The organism is Pantoea sp. DY-17, from assembly GCF_019795975.1.
Classification (GTDB): Bacteria; Pseudomonadota; Gammaproteobacteria; order Enterobacterales; family Enterobacteriaceae; genus Pantoea; species Pantoea leporis.
This window is the reverse complement of record NZ_JAIMIG010000001.1, coordinates 1323014-1341040: the sequence shown is the minus strand read 5'-3', so window position 1 is coordinate 1341040 and position 18027 is coordinate 1323014. Positions and strand designations below refer to the sequence as shown.

The following is an 18027-nucleotide window of genomic DNA, read 5'->3' as shown; positions in this document are numbered from 1 at the left end:
CGGGCATTTTGTTTTCTCTCTTTGGTCAACGTTCATGTTTATTAAAGTCCTCGGTTCAGCGGCGGGCGGCGGCTTCCCGCAGTGGAACTGTAACTGCGCCAATTGCAGCGGCCTGCGTAACGGCAGCATTCAGGCGCAGGCGCGCACCCAATCTTCAATCATTGTCAGCGACAACGGTGAAGATTGGGTGCTGTGCAACGCCTCGCCGGACATCAGCCAGCAAATTGCCCACACGCCAGAACTGATCAAAAAGGGTGTGCTGCGCGGCACGGCGATTGGCAGCATCATTCTCACCGACAGCCAAATCGATCACACCACTGGCTTGCTGAGCCTGCGCGAAGGCTGTCCGCATCAGGTGTGGTGCACGCCGGAAGTGCATGGCGATCTCACCAGCGGTTTCCCAATTTTCACCATGTTGCAGCACTGGAATGGCGGCTTGCAGCATCATGCGTTAACGCCGCTGGAGCCGTTCCGCGTCGATGTCTGCCACAGTTTGCAGTTCACCGCGATTCCGATTCTCAGCAACGCGCCGCCGTATTCGCCGTATCGCGATCGCCCGCTGCCGGGCCACAACGTGGCGCTGTTCATTGAAAACACCGCCAACGGCCAAACGCTGCTCTACGCGCCGGGACTCGGCGAGCCGGATGCGGTGATCATGCCGTGGCTGCAAAAAGCCGATTGCCTGTTGATTGATGGCACGGTGTGGCAGGACGACGAGCTGCTTGCCACCGGCGTTGGCAAAAATACCGGCAAAGCGATGGGCCACTTAGCGTTGGCCGAAGAACAAGGTTTAATGGCGTTGCTGGCTGCGCTGCCGGCCAAACGCAAGATTTTGATTCACATTAACAACACCAATCCGATCCTTAATGAGCAATCGCCGCAGCGCGCCTATTTGACGCAGCAGGGCATTGAAGTGAGTTGGGATGGCATGGCGATTCATCTGCAGGAGTTTGCATCGTGATCATCACCGAAGCATTATCGCCCGCCGCGTTTGAGCAGGCGCTGCGCGACAAAGGCGCGTTCTATCACATTCATCACCCTTATCACATTGCCATGCACAATGGCGAGGCGACGCGCGAGCAGATTCAGGGCTGGGTGGCGAACCGCTTCTATTATCAGACCAACATTCCGCTGAAAGATGCGGCGATCATGGCGAATTGCCCGGATGCGGCGACGCGGCGTAAATGGGTACAGCGCATCCTCGATCACGACGGCAGCAACGGTCACGAGGGCGGGATTGAAGCCTGGCTGCAGTTGGGTGAGGCGGTGGGGCTGGAACGTGACGTGTTGCTGTCAGAGAAGCTGGTGCTGCCGGGCGTGCGTTTTGCGGTGGACGCCTACGTGAACTTCGCGCGCCGTGCTAACTGGCAGGAAGCGGCCTGTAGCTCGCTCACCGAGCTGTTTGCGCCGCAGATTCATCAGTCGCGTCTCGACAGCTGGCCGCAGCACTATCCGTGGATCAAAGAGGAAGGCTATTTCTACTTCCGCAGCCGTTTGAGCCAGGCGAACCGCGATGTGGAGCATGGGCTGGCGCTGGCGCTTGAGGTGTTTACCCGCGCCGAACAGCAGAACCGCATGCTGGAGATCCTGCAGTTTAAACTCGATATTCTCTGGACCATGCTCGATGCCATGACCATGGCGTATGCGCTGCAACGTCCGCCTTATCATACGGTCACCGATCAGGTGTCCTGGCACAGCACAAGACTGGTATAACAACATGAAAGATAATGTGATTCCGGCTTTCCGTCGCGGCTACCGTATGCAGTGGGAAGCGGCGCAGGATAGCCATGTGGTGCTCTATCCGGAAGGCATGGCCAAACTGAACGAGACCGCCGTGGCGATCCTCGAACTGGTGGATGGCAAACAGGATGTGGCGGCGATCGTTGCCACGCTGGATGCGCGTTTCCCGGACGCGGGCGGCGTCGGCGACGACGTCAAAGAGTTCCTGCAATCCGCCATCGAACAAAAATGGATACAGTGTCGTGAACCCGAGTAAAAGCGTGACGCCACCGCTGTGGCTGCTGGCAGAACTGACCTATCGCTGCCCGCTGCAGTGTCCGTATTGCTCCAATCCGCTGGATTTTTCCCAGCAGGAGAAAGAGCTGACCACCGAACAGTGGATTGAGGTGTTTCGTCAGGCGCGCGCCATGGGCAGCGTGCAGCTCGGTTTTTCCGGCGGCGAACCGCTAACCCGTAAAGACCTGCCGGAGCTGATTCGCGCCGCGCGCGATCTCGGTTTCTACACCAACCTGATCACCTCCGGCATCGGCCTGACGGCGAAAAAACTCGATGCCTTTGCCGACGCCGGACTCGATCATATCCAGATCAGCTTCCAGGCCAGCGATGAAACGCTAAACGCGGCGCTGGCCGGGTCAAAAAAGGCCTTCCAGCAGAAGCTGGAGATGGCGAAAGCGGTGAAAGCGCACGGCTATCCGATGGTGCTGAATTTCGTGCTGCATCGCCACAATATCGACCAGATCGACAAAATCATCGATCTCTGTATCGAACTGGAAGCCGACGATGTCGAGCTGGCGACTTGCCAATTCTATGGCTGGGCGCAGCTCAATCGTGAAGGATTGCTGCCGACGCGCGAGCAAATCGCCAACGCCGAAGCGGTGGTGGCCGATTATCGTCAGCGCATGGGCGCCAGCGGCAATCTCACCAATCTGCTGTTCGTGACGCCGGATTACTACGAAGAGCGGCCGAAACCCTGCATGGGCGGATGGGGATCGATCTTCCTCAGCGTCACGCCTGACGGCACCGCGTTGCCGTGCCACAGCGCGCGTCAGCTGCCGGTTGAGTTCCCGTCGGTGCTGGAGCGCACGCTGGACGATATCTGGTACAACTCGTTTGGTTTTAACCGCTATCGCGGCTTTGACTGGATGCCGGAACCCTGTCGCTCCTGCGATGAAAAAGAGAAAGACTTTGGCGGCTGTCGCTGTCAGGCCTTTATGCTGACCGGCGATGCCGATAACACCGATCCGGTGTGCAGCAAATCGCCGCATCACGGCAAGATCCTCGAAGCACGACGTGAAGCCAACTGCAGCGACATCAAAATCCAGCAGCTGCAGTTCCGCAATCGCAGCAACTCCGAACTGATCTTTAAGCAGCGCGTTACCTGATGCACGCGCGCCAGCTCACGCTCACCAACGGCCTGCGCTGCCATCTTTATCATCAGCCCGACGCGCATGAGGCGGCGGCGCTGATGCGCGTGCAGGCCGGCAGTCTGGATGAAGCGGATCGCTGGCCGGGTTTGGCACATCTGCTGGAACATCTGCTGTTTTGCGGCAGCGAAGCTTTTCACGGCGACGATCGCCTGATGCCGTGGCTGCAGCAGCAGGGCGGCCAGGTGAACGCCACCACGCAGTTAAGCCGCAGCGCCTATTTCTTTCAGCTCCCAGCCGCAGCGTTGTCAGCGGGCGTGCAGCGGCTGTGCGATATGTTGGCGTCACCGTTGCTGACGGCGCAGGCCATTCAGCAGGAAGCGGCGGTGATTGAGGCTGAGTATCAACTGCTGCAAAACCATGCCGACACGCTGAGTGAAGCTGCCGTGCTGGATAAGTTGCCGGGACGTTTCCAGCGCTTCCGCGTCGGCAGTAGGCAGGCTTTTGGTGACAACGTCACGGTGTTACAATCCGCACTACGCGATTTTCATCGCCGTTTCTATCGCGCTGAAAATATGGAACTTTGGCTACAAGGGCCGCAATCGCTTGATGAACTAACACAGCTAGCGATGCGCTATGGTGACAGTTTGCTGGCGGGCGGAGAACGCGCTGTGGCTGTTAAACCTGCGCTGCTGCCCGGGGATCGTTTACTGCAATTAGGCGGTGAAGAAAATTTCTGGCTGACGATGTTGGTGGCGGGCGATGAGCATACTGTGTGTGACAATGTCACATTATTAAAGGCATTCTGGCAGGACGAAGCGCCCGGCAGCTTGCTGGCGCAGTTGCGCGCTGAGGCGTTATGCGAAACCTTTGACGCGCATTGGTTATGGCAAGATGAGCAACAAGCGTTACTGGCGCTGCGCTTTAGCGCCAGGCGCATTTCCCCGGCGCAGGCGCAACAGATTGAGCAACGCGTTTGGCAGCATCTGGCTGCGTTAGCTGAATGTACGGCGCTTCAGCTGCGGCACTACGCACAGCTCGCGCAGCAGGATTTCGCGACCTTGTCGCCGCTGGAACAGTTGCGCGGCCGGGCGTTGGGCTTCGCGCCGGGTTGCGCGCTGCCAGACAACTTTACGGATTTTGCCGCAGCGTTGCCAGATTGTCCGCGCACGCGTCTGCTCACGCAGCAACAGATTGACGGCGCACCGCATCACACGCAGGGCTTCACCTTGCAGCTGGCCGAGTGGCTGCCGCCGTCGTTGGCTGCGACCAAACCCGCAGCGTTTCACTTCTATCCTGCTTCAGCCGCTGTTCCGCTCCCTCGTCTCCCACCCGTGGCGCAGCCGTTGCCGCTGATTGCACCGTTAAAACAGGTTGAAACGCTGCTGCTGCGTCCAGCGTTTTATCAGACCTTGAGTGAGGAAGACGCGCAGTCGCGGCAGCGCCAGTTACGCCCGTTGCTGGCGGAATTGCGCCACGCGGGTGGCAACGGCAGCTGGCAACAGACGCATGCCAGCTGGCAGCTACTGCTCAATTTGCCTGCATCCGCCGATCGCGCGTTGTTTAGCGTGCATCAGGCAATACAGGCGCTGAACACGCCGGTGCTGGCGCAACCCGCAGCGAATACCCCTTCGATTGTGATTCGTCAATTGCTCGCCGCGTTGCCCACTCGCTTGATCAAGCCATTACCCGCGCCACAATGGCTGGCGGCATGGTGCGGCATCAATACCGCATTAAGCCAGCGCGTGGCGCATCTGCTCAGCGATTTTACGCCGGATCTGGCGCGCGACACGCCGCCGGTACGACTGCAACACGGCATCGTGCCCATCGCCTGCGACGGGCGCGATCAGGCGCTGCTGCTGTTTATGCCGTTACCGCAGGCCGACGATGCCAGCCTGGCCGCTTTACGCGTGCTGGCGCTGATGCTGGAAACGCGCTTTTTCCAGCGGTTGCGCGTGGATCAGCAAATTGGCTATGTGGTGTCGGCGCGCTATCAGCGGGTGGCGGATGTGGATGGCTTGATGCTGGCGCTGCAATCACCGGATATCTCCTGGCGCGCGCTGTTGGGTCATTGCAAACGCTTTATGCGTGAGATGGTAGCCGAGATCGCGGCAATCTCGCCGCAAAAGCTGGTGGCATGGCAGGCAAGCTTAATGACGCAATGCGCAAGCAAAGATAATGGCGAGGCCGCACTCGAAACCCTGCGCCAGCAGCACGGCCTGGCCACTCTCAATCGCGCGGCTATTCAGGCACTGACACTGCAGCAGCTCGAGCAACTGCATCAGCGTCTGCTGCGCGAACGGCATCGCTGGTTGATTTTGGTCAATCAAAGCTGAAAGGCGATGGTTTTGCCGTTGGGCAGTGTCACGTCGATACGCAGTTCGCCACCCAATGCCGCGACGTAACGCTTCAATGTGGACAGGCGCGGATCGTTGCCTGGATTTTCCATCTTTGCCAGCGTGGGCTGCGAGACGCCGATAGTGCGTGCCAGTTCGGTTTGCGAGAGGTTGAGCTCTTCGCGTAACTGGCTTAAAGCAATCTCCTGGCGCAATATTTCGACTTTCTTAGCGATGCGCTGCTGGCTTTCAGGTGATTGTTTTTGCATTAATTCTTTTAGAGTAGCCATCTTATCCCTCCATCCGCGCCAAATGCTTGCAGTATTCCACTTCAGCGAGGCGAATCATTGTTCGGTAAAATTGTTTTTGGTTAAAACCGGTCTTATTTCCAGCGCATAACACGATAGCGCGTCGCACCGGATCAAAAGCGAAAAAGGCTCTGATGGGCTTACCGGCGTGCTGAACGCGCAGCTCTTTCAGATTAGGGAATTCGCCACCCTTTAATGTATCGACATAGGGGCGGCCAAGTTGTGGTCCCATCTCTCCTAAAATCGTCATCGCCGCTAACACGTCTTCACGTAGTGCTTCACTTTGCGCCACAAACCACTGATCAAAAACATCCGTTGTTAATATTTCCCACATAATGCCATCCCATAGCTTATTTGCTATGGGATAAGTTATAGCTTTTGGGCTATGAAATCAATCCGGACATTGATTGTGTGAAGTCAAATTCGCTCACAAATACGATTTCAACCGAAGCGTACGCGAATTAATTCGCCATAAATCTCGTAGGACCGCCATTTAGGGCGACCTGGTTGCCGCTGCTACATCTCCCGCCAAAACTTCTTCTTACTGGTTTTACCAATCCCTGGATTACAGCTGTTGGTGGGATCAAGCTGTTTCCAATGCGCGACATGCTCACACGACGCCTGATAAAGGTGCCCGACATTGTGCTCGGCGGGATATTTCGCGCCGCGCTGTTCCAGATACCGTTTCACCTCTTCCTTAAACACTTTCGCGTCGTAGCCGGGTTTCAGCACGTAATCCTGATGATTGACGAAGCAGAAGAAGTGCCCGCAGCACGAATCAACCTGCACCTGCGCCGCCAGATGATCCGGCAGCGTCAAACGCCATGCATCGTCATTACGGCGCAGCGCCACATCGAAGGCTACCAGCCGCTCGTTGGGGTTATAGCCCAGCGCGTCGCAGTAGGAAATGGTGCAGCCGCCCACGCCGAAACGCACCAAAAACGCATCCGCCGCTTCACGCGTATTGCAGCGGAAAAAGCCGCCTTGCTGCTCAGCAAAGAATTGCTGCAGTAAACTCTGCAACTCGGCGGTTTGCGGCGACTCTACTTTGATCATCAGATGATGTTGATACTCGCTGCGGTAATCCATGATGCGCGGCGCGATAAAGCTCGGCGTCAATTGGTTAAAGAATTGCAGCACCCGATCAACAAAATTGCGCGGCAGGAATTTAAGATGGCTGACGCGCACATCCCATTTGGCTTTATTGGCCATCATCTGCGGAATGGCCTGCGGGCCCAGTTTGCGAATCGCCAGATACATATGCTTGGCGTAGCGCACGGTTAAATCGAAGGCATTGCGATGGATATATTCCGCCTGCAGCGGCAGTTCGCTCATTTCGGTTAGCAGGAAACGGCGCAGCGCCACCAGCACGTTCTCATCGTTAGTGCCGATGTAGAAGGTGTCGCTGCCGGCGCTGGCTTCGAAGGTGGGCAAGCGTACAGCGAACACCACCACTTTACCGGCGCTGCCCGAGCTGTCGTGCAGGTAGCGCAGATCGCCATTGAAGCGTGCTGGGGAATCCGCGGTCACATCTCGTAAGCGGTCGGCGTAGTCATCGGCCCAGATTTTACCCTGCCAGTCGGCTTGCTCGCCGGTTTGATACTGCTGCTGCGTGAGATTTGCCAGCATCACTTCTGGCGTGTCGCCCAACTCGATGCCGAGGTGATTAACCATCTCTAAGCGACCATCCTCATGAATACGGGCGAACAAGGATTTTTCGGTAAACGCGGGGCCGCGCCGAATCAGCGAGCCACCGGAATTATTACAGATCCCGCCGACCACCGACGCGCCGATGCAGGATGATCCAATCACCGAGTGCGGCTCTCGACCGAGCGGCTGTAAGGTGTGTTCCAGTTCAGTCAAGGTGGTGCCGGGGAAGGCGATCACCTGGCGCGCCTGATCGATTACCTGCACGCCTTTGAGCTGGCGGGTGCTGATGATCACGATATCGCGGTCGTAATCATTGCCGTCGGGCGTTGAGCCGCCGGTGACGCCGGTATTTGACGCCTGCATCAACACAATCACATCGTGCGCCACGCACACCTGCAGTGTTTGCCACAGCTGCAACAAGGTTTGCGGTAACGCCACCGCCAGCGCGTCACCGCGCCCGACGCGGAACCCCTTTATGTACCAGGCTTTATCATCCGCATGGGTTAATAACTGTTTGTCACCTACCACCGCGGCCAACTTCCGCAACATATCCTTCTGCATGCTCATTTTCTCTTCTTTATTCTTTATCTGCCACGGTATTGGACAAGCGCAGCTGCACTGAGTCAATCATTCACTGGCCCTGACGCGTAAATAACGCACGGAATCATTATCCCTTTTTACTTTACGGAATAACCGGCAGGAACCGATAAAAATGCGCGGGAAATCACAAAATAGATCGAAATAAAAATCGCGAAGAGGGCGTTTATTTGGCCTGCTGATTTTACTACGCAAAATAAATATAACCTTATGATTTTACTTGTCATTGTGGATTTAATCTTAAAATTGACATGTGACATATATCACAAAAGTAAGCCTTCATTAGTCGCTGTCAATGATTGCTCTCGGTGAATTGATGGCAAAAGTGTGACATTCGTTGCAAATAACAATGCGGTTAATCGGAAGAATGAATTCCAGACGCACAGCATAAAGGATGATGACAATGAGAATTGGCATGGTGATCAGCGGTGGCGATGTCACCGGGATTAATAACTTTGTGTATCAAATATCGCGCTTAACACAAGCGGAAATGGTGTTATTTAATGGTGGTATTCCAGGTTTGCTGGAAAACAATCACCAGGAAATATCCCAACGTGATTTAGTGGATTACGCCATCGCCGCTATTCCGGTGATGCAATCGGGACGAACCAGCAAGAAATTAATTCGCCCGGAATATGAGATGATCGCCAAACACCTTAAATCACTGCGCATCGATGTATTAATTATGGCGGGCGGAGATGGCTCATTACAATTCCTGCATACGCTGAGCGAATTTGGTGTCAACTGTTTTGGCGTCGGCATGACCATCGATAACGATGTCTTTGGCAGTGATTACAGTATCGGTTTCTCCACCGCCTGTGAGCAGGTATTAAAAGAGGTGGCGAAGTTACGTAATACCGGCCGCGCCTTAACCGGTCGTGTATTTATGGTGGAGCTGCTGGGCGGTTATTGCGGTGAATTAACCTTGCAGTCAGCGATCAAATCCAATGCCGATTTCGCGCTGATCCCGGAATGCCAGATTGCACCGCAGGAGCTGGCGGAGCGCATCACGCAGCGGCTGGCGGCGCAGAACAGCGTAATAATTTTGTGCTCAGAAGGCTATACCCGTGAATATTCACCGGGCTTTCAGGGTGCTATCGATACCTTAATTAAACAAATTGAACCGTTAATTGGTGTGCGTATCCGTAAAACGATTATCGGTTATGGCCTGCGTAATGGCGATCCTACCTGTGAAGAGATTTATCAGGGCACCATTATGGCCAGTGAAGTCGCGCGTTGTATTCAGTCGGGAATGCGCAATAAAGCGGTGATTATTAATGGCAGTAATCGACCGATTCCGATTGATTTAATAAGCATGAAAAAACGCCTGGTCGATACGGAAGGGCATCATTATAAACTCGCTAAACAACTGCAAATTCTGTGAGGAAATAGCCATGCTGAAAATATTATGTGTCTGTGGATGTGGTTTGGGTTCAAGCTTTGCGATTGAAATGAGCGCCAAGTCAGTATTAAAGAAACTCGAAATTGATGCTGATATTGATCACACCACCATTTCTGAAGCCAACGCCTTTAAATCCGACATGATTTTAACTCAGAAAGCCTTTGCTGATGTGTTAAATGCCGATGCCAGCCCGGAACAGATCAAGCGGGTGATTATTCTCAATAAGCTGACCGACAAAGCAGAAATTGAAGAGAAAATCGTGGCGTTTATGAAAGAACGTAACTTAAAGGTTGCTAATCATGAATAGTGTCATCGACTTCCTGGTAAAAGACTTATTGGGGCAGGCATCGATACTGATCGCCTTTATTGCCCTGATTGGTCTGCTACTGCAAAAAAAATCGGCGGGCAAGGTGGTGGAAGGCACCTTTAAAACCCTGCTCGGTTTCTTAATTATGATGGCCGGTATCAACATTATTGTCGGTACGCTGACCTTCCTGAACACCATTTTCACCCACGGCTTTGGCATGCAGGGTTATATCACCGACGTTGCCGCCATTGCCGGGTTAGCAAACCGCGAGCTGGGTTCAGAAGTGGCGCTGACGCTGTTGGTGATCTTTATCGTCAACATCATCATTGCGCGTCTGACACCGTTCAAATACATCTTCCTTACCGGACAGGCGCTGCTGTGGATGGCGACCATCGGTGCGGTGATTGGCTATAAAGCGGGGCTGACAGGTTTACCTCTGATCCTTACCGGCGGCATTTTTGGCGGCATTATGGCGGTGGTGATGCCTGCACTGGCCCAACCGGTGGTGCGCCGCATCACCGATTCTGACGACGTGGCGCTCGGGCACTTCTGCACCATTGGCTATCTGCTGACGGCGGCGGTGGCAAAGGTGGTGGGCAAAGGGTCGCGCTCCACCGAAGATCTTAAACTGCCCGATAACTTTAAATTCCTGCAGGACACCTATCTGTCGATGGCGGTGGTGATGGTGCCGATGTACCTGATCCCTGCGGTCGCCGCCGGTCCGGAATTTATCGGCCAGTACAGCAACGGCATGAACTACCTGATGTACGCGTTTATGCAGTCGATTCAGTTCGTGTGCGGTGTGTTCGTGCTGTATAGCGGCGTGCGTCTGTTGCTGAACGAACTGGTGCCGGCTTTCCGTGGTATCGCCATGCGTCTGGTGCCGGATGCAAAACCGGCGCTCGACTGCCCGGTGATGTTCCCGTACGCCCCGAACGCGGTGATCGTCGGCTTCCTCGCCACCACGCTGGGTTCGGTGGTTGGCATGCTGGTGTTCCCGATGTTTGGTCTGGCGATGATTCTGCCAGGATTGCTGACTAACTTCTTTGCCGGTGGCACCGCAGGCGTGTTCGGTAATGCGCTCGGTGGGCGTCGCGGCGCAATGATCGGCGGTTTCGTGCACGGTCTGTTCATTACCTTCCTGCCGGCGATTCTGGTGCCGATGCTGGAAAGCTACGGTTTTACCGGCGTCACCTTCAGTGATTCGGATGTCATCAGTACCGGCCTGGTGCTCGGCCATGCATTCCAGAATAACTGGCTGTTCGTCGCGCTGTTTATCGCCTTTATTACTCTCATCGCCTGGTTTGTTAACGGAAAATCCACCAAGTCTAAATCCCATGAGGAAAAGCTCCATGAAACTTTATAACTTTACCGATCTATTACAGGTGGCTAAAGAACGTGAATTTAAAGCGCTCGGTTCCTTTAATTTGCACTGCCTGGAAATGTTGCCCGCCTTTTTTAAAGCAGCGGAGAAAACCAATAGCCCATTAATGATTCAGATCTCAACCGGAACCGCCAAATATCTCGGACATAAATTATTGGTAGATGCGATTCGCTCATTGTCGGAAAGCCGTAACGTGCCGACCTGTTTGCACCTCGATCACTGTTCGGATTTAGACGCAATCCAAACCGCGCTGGATGCGGGCTTCAGTTCAATTATGTATGACGGTTCACATTTACCGATTGAAGAGAACATCGCCAATACGCGCCGTGTTATTGATATGGCGCGCCCGCTGGCGGTTTCGGTTGAGGCGGAATTGGGCGCGATTGGCGGTTCGGAAGATGGCAAAGAGGTGGAAATGAACGATGCGGCGTTTACCACCGTCGATGAAGCCAAACGCTTTGTCGATGAAACCGGCGTCGATATGCTGGCGATCTCCATCGGCACGGTGCACGGCTTGTACACCGGTAAAGCCCATATTCAGCATCAGCGCCTGGCGGAAATTACCGATGCCACTAAAACGCCGCTGGTGCTGCACGGTGGTACCGGCGTCAGCGATGAAGATATGCGTCTTGCGGTGCGCAGCGGGATTGAGAAAGTCAACGTTGGCACCGAGATGAATGTGCAGTGGGTTGCGAACTGCAAGCAGACGTTTGAAAAGGGCAAGGTCAACGACAGCGTGCGTAATTTCCTTGTTCCGGCCAACGATGCCGTGACCAATGTGCTGGTAGAAAAGATTCAACTGTTCCGCTAATTCCGACTTACTCATGACGTAATAACCTGAGGTGCCCGGCGCCATTCGGGGCAGGAGATGCTATGTTTGGATTCTTGAAAAAGGGCTCTGATAATAAGAGCCAGGATTCACAGGAAATAGATCTTCAGGCTGAAACCATCAGCGGGAAAATAAGCGAACTGGAAAAACAGTTGGCCAATAATCCGCAGGCGACAGACACGCAAAAACAATTAATGCTGGAATATAATCGTGCATTAAATATCTTTGCCAAAAGTCGACACTATCGTCAGGAAATTGATCCGTTGTTTGTCAAAATTGATGAACTGCGTAACACCATTCGCAAATCGTTTTAAGGAGGCAGTATGAGTATTAAACAGCTGCTGCAGGAGGCAAGTGCGATTCAGGTGGGGATCAGCGCCAGGGATTGGCGCGAGGTGATCGCGCTGGCGGCGCTGCCGCTGGTGAACGGCGGTTACATCAAAGCCAGCTACCCGGAAGCGGTGATCGCTAACACGCTGGAGCATGGCGCCTATTACGTGTTTGAGGAGGGCATTGCCATTCCCCATGCGCGGCCAGAGACCGGCGTGCTGAAAGATTGTTTCAGCATGATTGTGCTGGATGAGCCGATCTCATTCGACGGCAGCGACAAAGCCGACATCGTGATTATGTTCGGTGCGCGTGACAGCAACGCCCACATTGAAGAGGGCATCCGCGCGATTGTTACGCTGCTGGAGGATGAAGAGACGCTGGTGCGCTTGCGCAACGCCAGCAGTGCGGCGGAGGTGATAGAAATCCTATGACAACCGACACTGAAGAGAAGATGGTGGTGCTGGTGAACGGCATTCCGGCTTCCGGCAAAAGCACTCTGACGCGCGCGCTGGCCGAGCAGTTCGGTTTTCCGGTGCTGACGCTGGATAGCCTGAAAGAGCCGTTTATGGCCAGCTTTGCGCCGGTGGATCGCTTGCGCAATCGCCAGTTAGGTTGTGCGGCGTATCAGGCAATCTGGCAAGTGGTGGCGCAAGCGCCGACGCGCTGTATCTATGTCATCGATGCCTGGTTTGGCTTCCAGCCGAAAGAGGTGCTGCAGCAGGGATTGCAGCAGGCGGGCGTGACGCGAGTGCTGGAGCTGTGGCTGGCGATCACGCCGGATGAGGCGGTGGCGCGTTATCAGGCACGTTTAACCGATCGCATGCCGGGACATCCGGGCGCAGAGTATCTGCCTGAACTGCGCAAGTTAGCGGAAACCGCCCAGCCAATGGCGCTGGGTCCGGTGTTGCAGCTCAACGCGCGCAACCCGGATCAGGCGGCAGCCTGCGCCTGGTTGCAGCGTCAATTGCGGCTGCCGATCAGCGCTCAACCGGCTTTATCGGCATCGGGCTGAAAATGTCGGCAGCAGGCTGAATGCACATCAGCCCTGCGGCCGACAACGCCATCGCATGATTCGTCAAGGCATCTTCTCCTGTCTGAACCAGGCTTTTGTGATAACGATCGCACAGGAGAATGCCATGAACATCGATTTACACGGAAAAACAGCCTTAGTCACCGCATCAACCGGCGGCATCGGTTTTGCCATTGCACAAGGTCTGGCCGCCTGCGGGGCGGAAGTGGTGCTGAACGGGCGCAGTGAAGCCTCAGTGAGTCGTGCACGGGAGAAGCTTAACGGCGTAGTGGCGGGGGCCAAAATTCACACCTTTATCGCCGATCTCGGCAGTGCGCAGGGCGTTAAGCAACTGCTCAACGGCTTGCCGCCGATCGATATTCTGGTGAATAACGCCGGGATTTACGGTCCGCAGGATTTCTATCAGGTGGATGACGAAACCTGGGATGCCTACTGGCAAACTAACGTGATGTCCGGCGTGCGTCTGTCGCGGGCCTTATTACCGGAGTTGGTGAAGCGTGGTTGGGGCCGCGTGGTGTTTATCTCCTCTGAATCAGCCTTGAACATTCCCGCCGATATGCTGCATTACGGCGTGAGCAAAACGGCGCAGCTTTCGCTGGCGCGCGGTCTGGCGAAAGTGGTGGCGGGCAGCGGCGTGACGGTGAACAGCGTGTTGCCGGGCCCAACGCTCTCTGATGGCTTTGCTGCGATGATGGAAGATGAGGTGAAGCGTACCGGTAAGCCGCTGGAAGAACTGGCGAAAGAGTTTGTGATGGCGCAGCGGCCAAGTTCGGTGATCCAGCGCGCCGCCACGGTGGAAGAGGTGGCGAATATGGTGGTGTATGTTTGCTCGAAACAGGCGTCGGCGACGTCCGGTGCCGCGCTGCGCGTCGATGGTGGCGTGGTGGATGATATTGTTTAACGCCGTGTAACGATAAAATTTGATGGCCGCAATCATCGTAGCGGCGCCATTTATTGCGTCGTGTTTAGGTGGGTAATATGCCTTCGTTGAGATGCGCGATAAATCGCGCTGCTACGATGCTGGATCTGGATTGAGCACCACAAAGACAAAAGTTTACACAGCAAAGCTTGGTGTTTCTGCTGCAGATGCTTAAAATGCCCGCACTTTTCTCTGAGGCTGCGGCATGACGATATCGCTATCACGCGCAAAATGGATTCTGGCACTGGTTTGTCTGGTGCTGGCGTTTTGTCTCGTCCAGCGCAGCTTCAATTTGCCTTCCGCACCTTTAGCGCAGGTCAGCGCGTCCGCGCACACCAACAGCAGTGATGATGCCAGCGGCAGCGAAAAACCCTGTGCGCTGAGCGCCAAATCGCTGAGTGCCGCCGCGCCAATCCTTGATACCGCATTGCCTTTCCTGCTGTTGCTGCTGGCACTGATCGCCACCTTCACACAAACCACCACTTGCGTCGGCTATCGCCGCGCACCGCTGTTTCCGCCTCTGCGACGGCGGCATCTGACCTTTTGCGTCTTCCGGGAATAACACCTGCGCGTTACATCGCGTAAACCCTGTTATTCACTGGAGAATTCACATGACTGTATTGATCAGGAGCCTGCTGCTCCTGCTGGCGAGCTGCGCGATCACTGCGCAGGCGGCAGACACCGGCTGGCTGCGCAATGCGCAAAACAGCCACGCCGAAGTGCGCTTGCGCAGCGCCAGCCACAACGATAATCAGCAACTGCTGCTGGATATTCGCCTGCAACCCGGCTGGAAAACCTACTGGCGCACGCCTGGCGAAGGCGGCGTTGCGCCGGAAATCCGCTGGCAAACCCCGGCGGTCAAGGCGCAATGGTTCTGGCCCGCGCCCGAGCGTTTTGACGTCAGCGGCTTGACCACGCAAGGCTATAAAGGCGATATCACGCTGCCGATCGCGCTGGCGAAACTGTCGAGCCAGCAACTTGTGGGAACGCTGACGCTCTCAACCTGTAGCGATGTTTGCATCCTCACCGACTTCCCGTTCAGCCTCGATCTGACCCAGCCCGCAGACGCCGATTTTGCCCGCGATTTCGCCGAGGCGATGGGGCGCATCCCGGCGGCTAGCGGCTTAACCGATCAACTCGACGCCAGCTTTGTAAATGGCGAATTGCAGATCCGCGCACAGCGTCAGGGCGGCTGGCAACAACCTGAACTGTTCTTCGATTATCCGCCGGGCAGCATGCTGGCGGCACCGACGATCCGTGTGAATGGCGACACGCTCAGCGCGCGCGTAGCGGTCACCGATGAATGGGGCGAAGCGGCACCGGATCTGCGCGGCAAAACGCTGTCGCTGGTGGTTGCGGATGCTGGCATTGCGCAGCAAAGCGCGATAAATATCGGCGCGGAAACGCTGGTGTCCGGCGATGCGGCGCAAACCTTATGGTCGGTGTTGCTGCTGGCGCTGCTCGGCGGCTTGATCCTCAACCTGATGCCGTGTGTGTTGCCGGTGCTGGCGATCAAGCTCAGCAGCCTGGTGCAACAGCAAGGGCAAACGCAGCGTCAGACGCGCCAGCAGTTTCTCGCCTCCAGCGCTGGAATCATTTTCTCCTTCCTGCTATTGGCGCTGCTGATGACGGGACTGCGACTCAGCGGTCAGGCGCTGGGCTGGGGCATTCAGTTCCAGAGCAGCGGCTTCCTGCTGGTGATGGTGCTGGTGATGTTCCTGTTTAGCGCCAGCCTGTTTGATCTGCTGCATTTCCGCTTGCCGTCGGGTTTGAATACCAAACTGGCGACGCAGGGCGGCGACGGCTTGCTCGGCCACTTCGGCCAGGGCGCGTTTGCCACCTTGCTGGCCACGCCGTGCAGCGCGCCGTTTCTCGGTACGGCGGTGGCTTATGCGCTGACGGCACCGCTGCCGCAGCTGTGGCTGCTGTTTGTCGCGCTCGGCGTCGGCATGAGTTTGCCGTGGCTGCTGGTGGCGGCGTTACCGTGCATGGCGCGCTGCCTGCCGCGTCCGGGGCGCTGGATGCTGCATCTGCGCAGCGTGCTCGGCCTGTTGATGCTGCTCGCCACCTTCTGGCTGGTGACGTTGCTGGTGCCGCATTGGGGCAGCACCTTCGCGCTGGTGCTGGCGGGCGTGTTACTCGTGGTGTTGTGTGGCTGGCTGGTGAAACGTCGCGCGCTGCAGCAGGCGGGCGTGGTGTTTATCACCCTGACGCTGGCCGGAGCGCTGTTCCTGATGACGCGTATCTCGCCGGAAGAGGAGACGCTACACTGGCAGCCGTTGACTGAAGCGGCGATCCATCAGGCACTCGAGCAGGATAAACGGGTGTTTGTCGATGTCACCGCCGACTGGTGCATCACCTGTAAAGTGAATAAATCCCGTGTGTTAAATCAGCCCGATGTGCGTGCTGCGCTCAAAGCCGATGACGTGGTGCTGCTGCGCGGCGACTGGACGCAGCCCGATCCCGCCATCGGTGAATTCCTGCGCCGCCGCGACCGCGTGGCGATCCCTTTCAACCAAATTTATGGCCCGGCACTGCCGCAAGGCCAGATTTTGTCACCGCTGCTGAGTCGTGAAGCGGTGATCTCTACTCTCTCTGAGGCGAAAAAATAATGAATAAATCCCTGTTACTGCCACTGATGTTCCTTGCCATGCCTGCGCTGGCGGCCGCGCCTTTTACGCCTGAGCAGGAGGCGCGCATCAAAGAACTGATCCGTGAGACCCTGGTGCAGAATCCGTCGATTCTGGCGGAAGCCGCTGATGCCTTTGATAAAGAAGCAGCGCAACAGCAGCAAAATGTGGTGGCGCAGATGGTGAAGAAAAACCACGACGCGCTGTTCAACGACACCGGTTCACCGCGCATTGGCGCTGAAAAACCGGCGCTGACGCTGGTCTATTTCACCGATTACAACTGCGTGTTCTGCAAGAAGTTTGAAGCCGATATCGAAAAACTGATTAAGGCTTATCCGCAGGTAGCGGTGGTGATCAAACCGCTGCCGTACCGTGCTGAAACCTCTCTCACCTCGGCGCGTCTGGCGCTCACCGTGTGGGAGCAGCAGCCGAAAAACTTCCTGAAGCTGCATGAGCGTTTGATGGCGAAAAAGGGCAATCACGATACCGCCAGCATCGACGCGGCGCTGGAGAAGACCGGCATCAAGCTGAAAGAGCCAAGCAAAGTGAGCCTCGATACCATCAACAGCAACCTGACGCTGGCGCAGCAGCTCGGCGTTCAGGGCACGCCAGCCACGCTGGTGGGCGACCAGATGATCAGCGGCGCGGTGCCATATGAGCAGCTGGAAGCGGCAGTGAAAGGCGCGCTGCAGGCGAAGCAATGAGTCGATTAAAGCGCTGGCTGCGTGAGGCACTGCTGCTGGTGCTGATTGTCGCGGCTGCGCTGTGGGGCATGGATTGGCTGCGGGCACCGCAGCTGCCTGCCGACCTGGCGCAACAACCGCTGACCTCGCTGCAAGGTGAGGTGAATCTGGCGGAACTCAGTCAGGAACGGCCACTGCTGGTGTACGTCTGGGCAACCTGGTGTGGGGTGTGCAAACTCACCACGCCAACCGTAGCGGCGATGAGTCAGGAAGGTGACAAGGTGGTGAGCGTGGCGATGCGTTCCGGCAGTGACGCGCGCGTGGCAACCTGGCTGGAGAAGAAAGGGCTGCAAGGCGTGGCGATCAATGATGAGAGCGGGGCGATCGGCCAGCGCTGGGATATCAACGCCACGCCGACCTTTATCGTGCTGCATCAGGGCAAAGTCATCAGCACCAGCAGCGGCTGGACCAGCGGTTGGGGGCTAAAGCTGCGGCTCTGGTGGGCTTCCCGCTAATCG

The 18027-nt window shown here is 56.2% G+C and carries 20 protein-coding genes; 17 read left to right on the top strand and 3 right to left on the bottom strand.

Annotated features, from left to right (window positions below; translation table 11 throughout):
* The first annotated feature begins 34 nt into the window (after window positions 1-34).
* The 5 genes from pqqB to pqqF are packed head-to-tail and all read left to right on the top strand — an operon-like array spanning window position 35 to window position 5440.
* The gene (gene pqqB / locus K5Y33_RS06360) at window positions 35-961 is read left to right on the top strand and encodes a pyrroloquinoline quinone biosynthesis protein PqqB (protein ID WP_061720123.1); all 927 of its coding nucleotides are present in this window, start codon (window positions 35-37) and stop codon (window positions 959-961) included.
* Window positions 958-1713 (top strand): pyrroloquinoline-quinone synthase PqqC, encoded by a 756-nt coding sequence (pqqC, locus tag K5Y33_RS06355; RefSeq protein WP_101764483.1) that lies wholly within the window; start codon window positions 958-960, stop codon window positions 1711-1713. Before pqqB ends, pqqC begins: the two co-directional genes overlap by 4 nt.
* Window positions 1714-1717: 4 nt before the next feature.
* Window positions 1718-1996: a pyrroloquinoline quinone biosynthesis peptide chaperone PqqD gene (pqqD, locus tag K5Y33_RS06350; RefSeq protein ID WP_061720121.1), complete on the top strand. Its 279-nt coding sequence runs from the start codon at window positions 1718-1720 to the stop codon at window positions 1994-1996.
* Complete coding sequence (gene pqqE, locus K5Y33_RS06345) at window positions 1983-3122, top strand: pyrroloquinoline quinone biosynthesis protein PqqE (RefSeq protein WP_222210473.1); 1140 nt, start codon at window positions 1983-1985, stop codon at window positions 3120-3122. The genes pqqD and pqqE overlap by 14 nt, the downstream gene beginning before the upstream one ends.
* A complete protein-coding gene (gene pqqF, locus K5Y33_RS06340) occupies window positions 3122-5440 on the top strand; it encodes a pyrroloquinoline quinone biosynthesis protein PqqF (protein ID WP_222233504.1) in 2319 nt (772 codons plus the stop codon). Before pqqE ends, pqqF begins: the two co-directional genes overlap by 1 nt.
* On the opposite strand, the gene K5Y33_RS06335 is transcribed toward pqqF, so the two are convergent.
* The 3 genes from K5Y33_RS06335 to dld form a co-directional block, all read right to left on the bottom strand.
* Window positions 5431-5730: a helix-turn-helix domain-containing protein gene (locus K5Y33_RS06335; RefSeq protein WP_222210471.1), complete on the bottom strand. Its 300-nt coding sequence runs from the start codon at window positions 5728-5730 to the stop codon at window positions 5431-5433. The two genes, pqqF and K5Y33_RS06335, sit on opposite strands and share 10 nt — an antisense overlap.
* Before the next feature lies 1 nt (window position 5731).
* Window positions 5732-6082 (bottom strand): type II toxin-antitoxin system RelE/ParE family toxin, encoded by a 351-nt coding sequence (locus K5Y33_RS06330; protein WP_222233503.1) that lies wholly within the window; start codon window positions 6080-6082, stop codon window positions 5732-5734.
* 182 nt (window positions 6083-6264) lie between these two features.
* Window positions 6265-7965, bottom strand: a complete 1701-nt coding sequence (gene dld / locus K5Y33_RS06325; RefSeq protein ID WP_222233502.1) for a D-lactate dehydrogenase — start codon at window positions 7963-7965, stop codon at window positions 6265-6267.
* Window positions 7966-8398: 433 nt separating this feature from the next.
* Here dld and K5Y33_RS06320 point away from each other — a divergent pair, with 433 nt between their 5' ends.
* From K5Y33_RS06320 to K5Y33_RS06265, 12 genes are all read left to right on the top strand, one after another.
* Window positions 8399-9379: a 6-phosphofructokinase gene (locus K5Y33_RS06320; protein ID WP_222233501.1), complete on the top strand. Its 981-nt coding sequence runs from the start codon at window positions 8399-8401 to the stop codon at window positions 9377-9379.
* A 10-nt stretch (window positions 9380-9389) separates the two neighbouring features.
* Window positions 9390-9704 (top strand): PTS sugar transporter subunit IIB, encoded by a 315-nt coding sequence (locus tag K5Y33_RS06315; protein WP_008110086.1) that lies wholly within the window; start codon window positions 9390-9392, stop codon window positions 9702-9704.
* Window positions 9697-11070 (top strand): PTS sugar transporter subunit IIC, encoded by a 1374-nt coding sequence (locus K5Y33_RS06310; RefSeq protein ID WP_008110085.1) that lies wholly within the window; start codon window positions 9697-9699, stop codon window positions 11068-11070. Before K5Y33_RS06315 ends, K5Y33_RS06310 begins: the two co-directional genes overlap by 8 nt.
* Window positions 11057-11899, top strand: coding sequence for a class II fructose-bisphosphate aldolase (locus K5Y33_RS06305; protein WP_101764478.1), 843 nt, complete (start codon window positions 11057-11059; stop codon window positions 11897-11899). Before K5Y33_RS06310 ends, K5Y33_RS06305 begins: the two co-directional genes overlap by 14 nt.
* 62 nt (window positions 11900-11961) lie before the next feature.
* The gene (locus tag K5Y33_RS06300) at window positions 11962-12231 is read left to right on the top strand and encodes a hypothetical protein (RefSeq protein WP_222210468.1); all 270 of its coding nucleotides are present in this window, start codon (window positions 11962-11964) and stop codon (window positions 12229-12231) included.
* Window positions 12232-12240: 9 nt separating this feature from the next.
* Window positions 12241-12678, top strand: coding sequence for a PTS sugar transporter subunit IIA (locus K5Y33_RS06295; protein WP_091003163.1), 438 nt, complete (start codon window positions 12241-12243; stop codon window positions 12676-12678).
* Window positions 12675-13259, top strand: coding sequence for an AAA family ATPase (locus K5Y33_RS06290; protein WP_061720113.1), 585 nt, complete (start codon window positions 12675-12677; stop codon window positions 13257-13259). Before K5Y33_RS06295 ends, K5Y33_RS06290 begins: the two co-directional genes overlap by 4 nt.
* 124 nt (window positions 13260-13383) lie before the next feature.
* Entirely contained in the window at window positions 13384-14178 is a 795-nt protein-coding gene (locus tag K5Y33_RS06285) for an SDR family NAD(P)-dependent oxidoreductase (RefSeq protein WP_222233500.1), read from the top strand.
* 223 nt (window positions 14179-14401) lie between these two features.
* Entirely contained in the window at window positions 14402-14758 is a 357-nt protein-coding gene (locus K5Y33_RS06280) for a hypothetical protein (protein WP_101764474.1), read from the top strand.
* Window positions 14759-14807: 49 nt separating this feature from the next.
* Window positions 14808-16808 carry a protein-disulfide reductase DsbD gene (locus K5Y33_RS06275; protein WP_222233499.1) on the top strand — a complete coding sequence of 667 codons (2001 nt, stop codon included), beginning with the start codon at window positions 14808-14810 and terminating at the stop codon, window positions 16806-16808.
* Window positions 16808-17530, top strand: coding sequence for a DsbA family protein (locus K5Y33_RS06270; RefSeq protein WP_222233498.1), 723 nt, complete (start codon window positions 16808-16810; stop codon window positions 17528-17530). Before K5Y33_RS06275 ends, K5Y33_RS06270 begins: the two co-directional genes overlap by 1 nt.
* Window positions 17527-18024 carry a protein disulfide oxidoreductase gene (locus K5Y33_RS06265; protein ID WP_222233497.1) on the top strand — a complete coding sequence of 166 codons (498 nt, stop codon included), beginning with the start codon at window positions 17527-17529 and terminating at the stop codon, window positions 18022-18024. Before K5Y33_RS06270 ends, K5Y33_RS06265 begins: the two co-directional genes overlap by 4 nt.
* Window positions 18025-18027 lie beyond the last annotated feature (3 nt).

Coding starts and splice junctions, on each gene's coding strand:
- pqqB (WP_061720123.1), top strand. CDS start 35: ATGTTTATTAAAGTCCTCGGTTCAGCGGCGGGCGGCGGCTTCCCGCAG.
- pqqF (WP_222233504.1), top strand. CDS start 3,122: ATGCACGCGCGCCAGCTCACGCTCACCAACGGCCTGCGCTGCCATCTT.
- K5Y33_RS06285 (WP_222233500.1), top strand. CDS start 13,384: ATGAACATCGATTTACACGGAAAAACAGCCTTAGTCACCGCATCAACC.
- K5Y33_RS06320 (WP_222233501.1), top strand. CDS start 8,399: ATGAGAATTGGCATGGTGATCAGCGGTGGCGATGTCACCGGGATTAAT.
- K5Y33_RS06305 (WP_101764478.1), top strand. CDS start 11,057: ATGAAACTTTATAACTTTACCGATCTATTACAGGTGGCTAAAGAACGT.
- pqqD (WP_061720121.1), top strand. CDS start 1,718: ATGAAAGATAATGTGATTCCGGCTTTCCGTCGCGGCTACCGTATGCAG.
- K5Y33_RS06280 (WP_101764474.1), top strand. CDS start 14,402: ATGACGATATCGCTATCACGCGCAAAATGGATTCTGGCACTGGTTTGT.
- K5Y33_RS06290 (WP_061720113.1), top strand. CDS start 12,675: ATGACAACCGACACTGAAGAGAAGATGGTGGTGCTGGTGAACGGCATT.
- K5Y33_RS06315 (WP_008110086.1), top strand. CDS start 9,390: ATGCTGAAAATATTATGTGTCTGTGGATGTGGTTTGGGTTCAAGCTTT.
- K5Y33_RS06295 (WP_091003163.1), top strand. CDS start 12,241: ATGAGTATTAAACAGCTGCTGCAGGAGGCAAGTGCGATTCAGGTGGGG.
- K5Y33_RS06330 (WP_222233503.1), bottom strand. CDS start 6,082: ATGTGGGAAATATTAACAACGGATGTTTTTGATCAGTGGTTTGTGGCG.
- K5Y33_RS06275 (WP_222233499.1), top strand. CDS start 14,808: ATGACTGTATTGATCAGGAGCCTGCTGCTCCTGCTGGCGAGCTGCGCG.
- K5Y33_RS06310 (WP_008110085.1), top strand. CDS start 9,697: ATGAATAGTGTCATCGACTTCCTGGTAAAAGACTTATTGGGGCAGGCA.
- dld (WP_222233502.1), bottom strand. CDS start 7,965: ATGAGCATGCAGAAGGATATGTTGCGGAAGTTGGCCGCGGTGGTAGGT.
- K5Y33_RS06270 (WP_222233498.1), top strand. CDS start 16,808: ATGAATAAATCCCTGTTACTGCCACTGATGTTCCTTGCCATGCCTGCG.
- K5Y33_RS06335 (WP_222210471.1), bottom strand. CDS start 5,730: ATGGCTACTCTAAAAGAATTAATGCAAAAACAATCACCTGAAAGCCAG.
- K5Y33_RS06300 (WP_222210468.1), top strand. CDS start 11,962: ATGTTTGGATTCTTGAAAAAGGGCTCTGATAATAAGAGCCAGGATTCA.
- K5Y33_RS06265 (WP_222233497.1), top strand. CDS start 17,527: ATGAGTCGATTAAAGCGCTGGCTGCGTGAGGCACTGCTGCTGGTGCTG.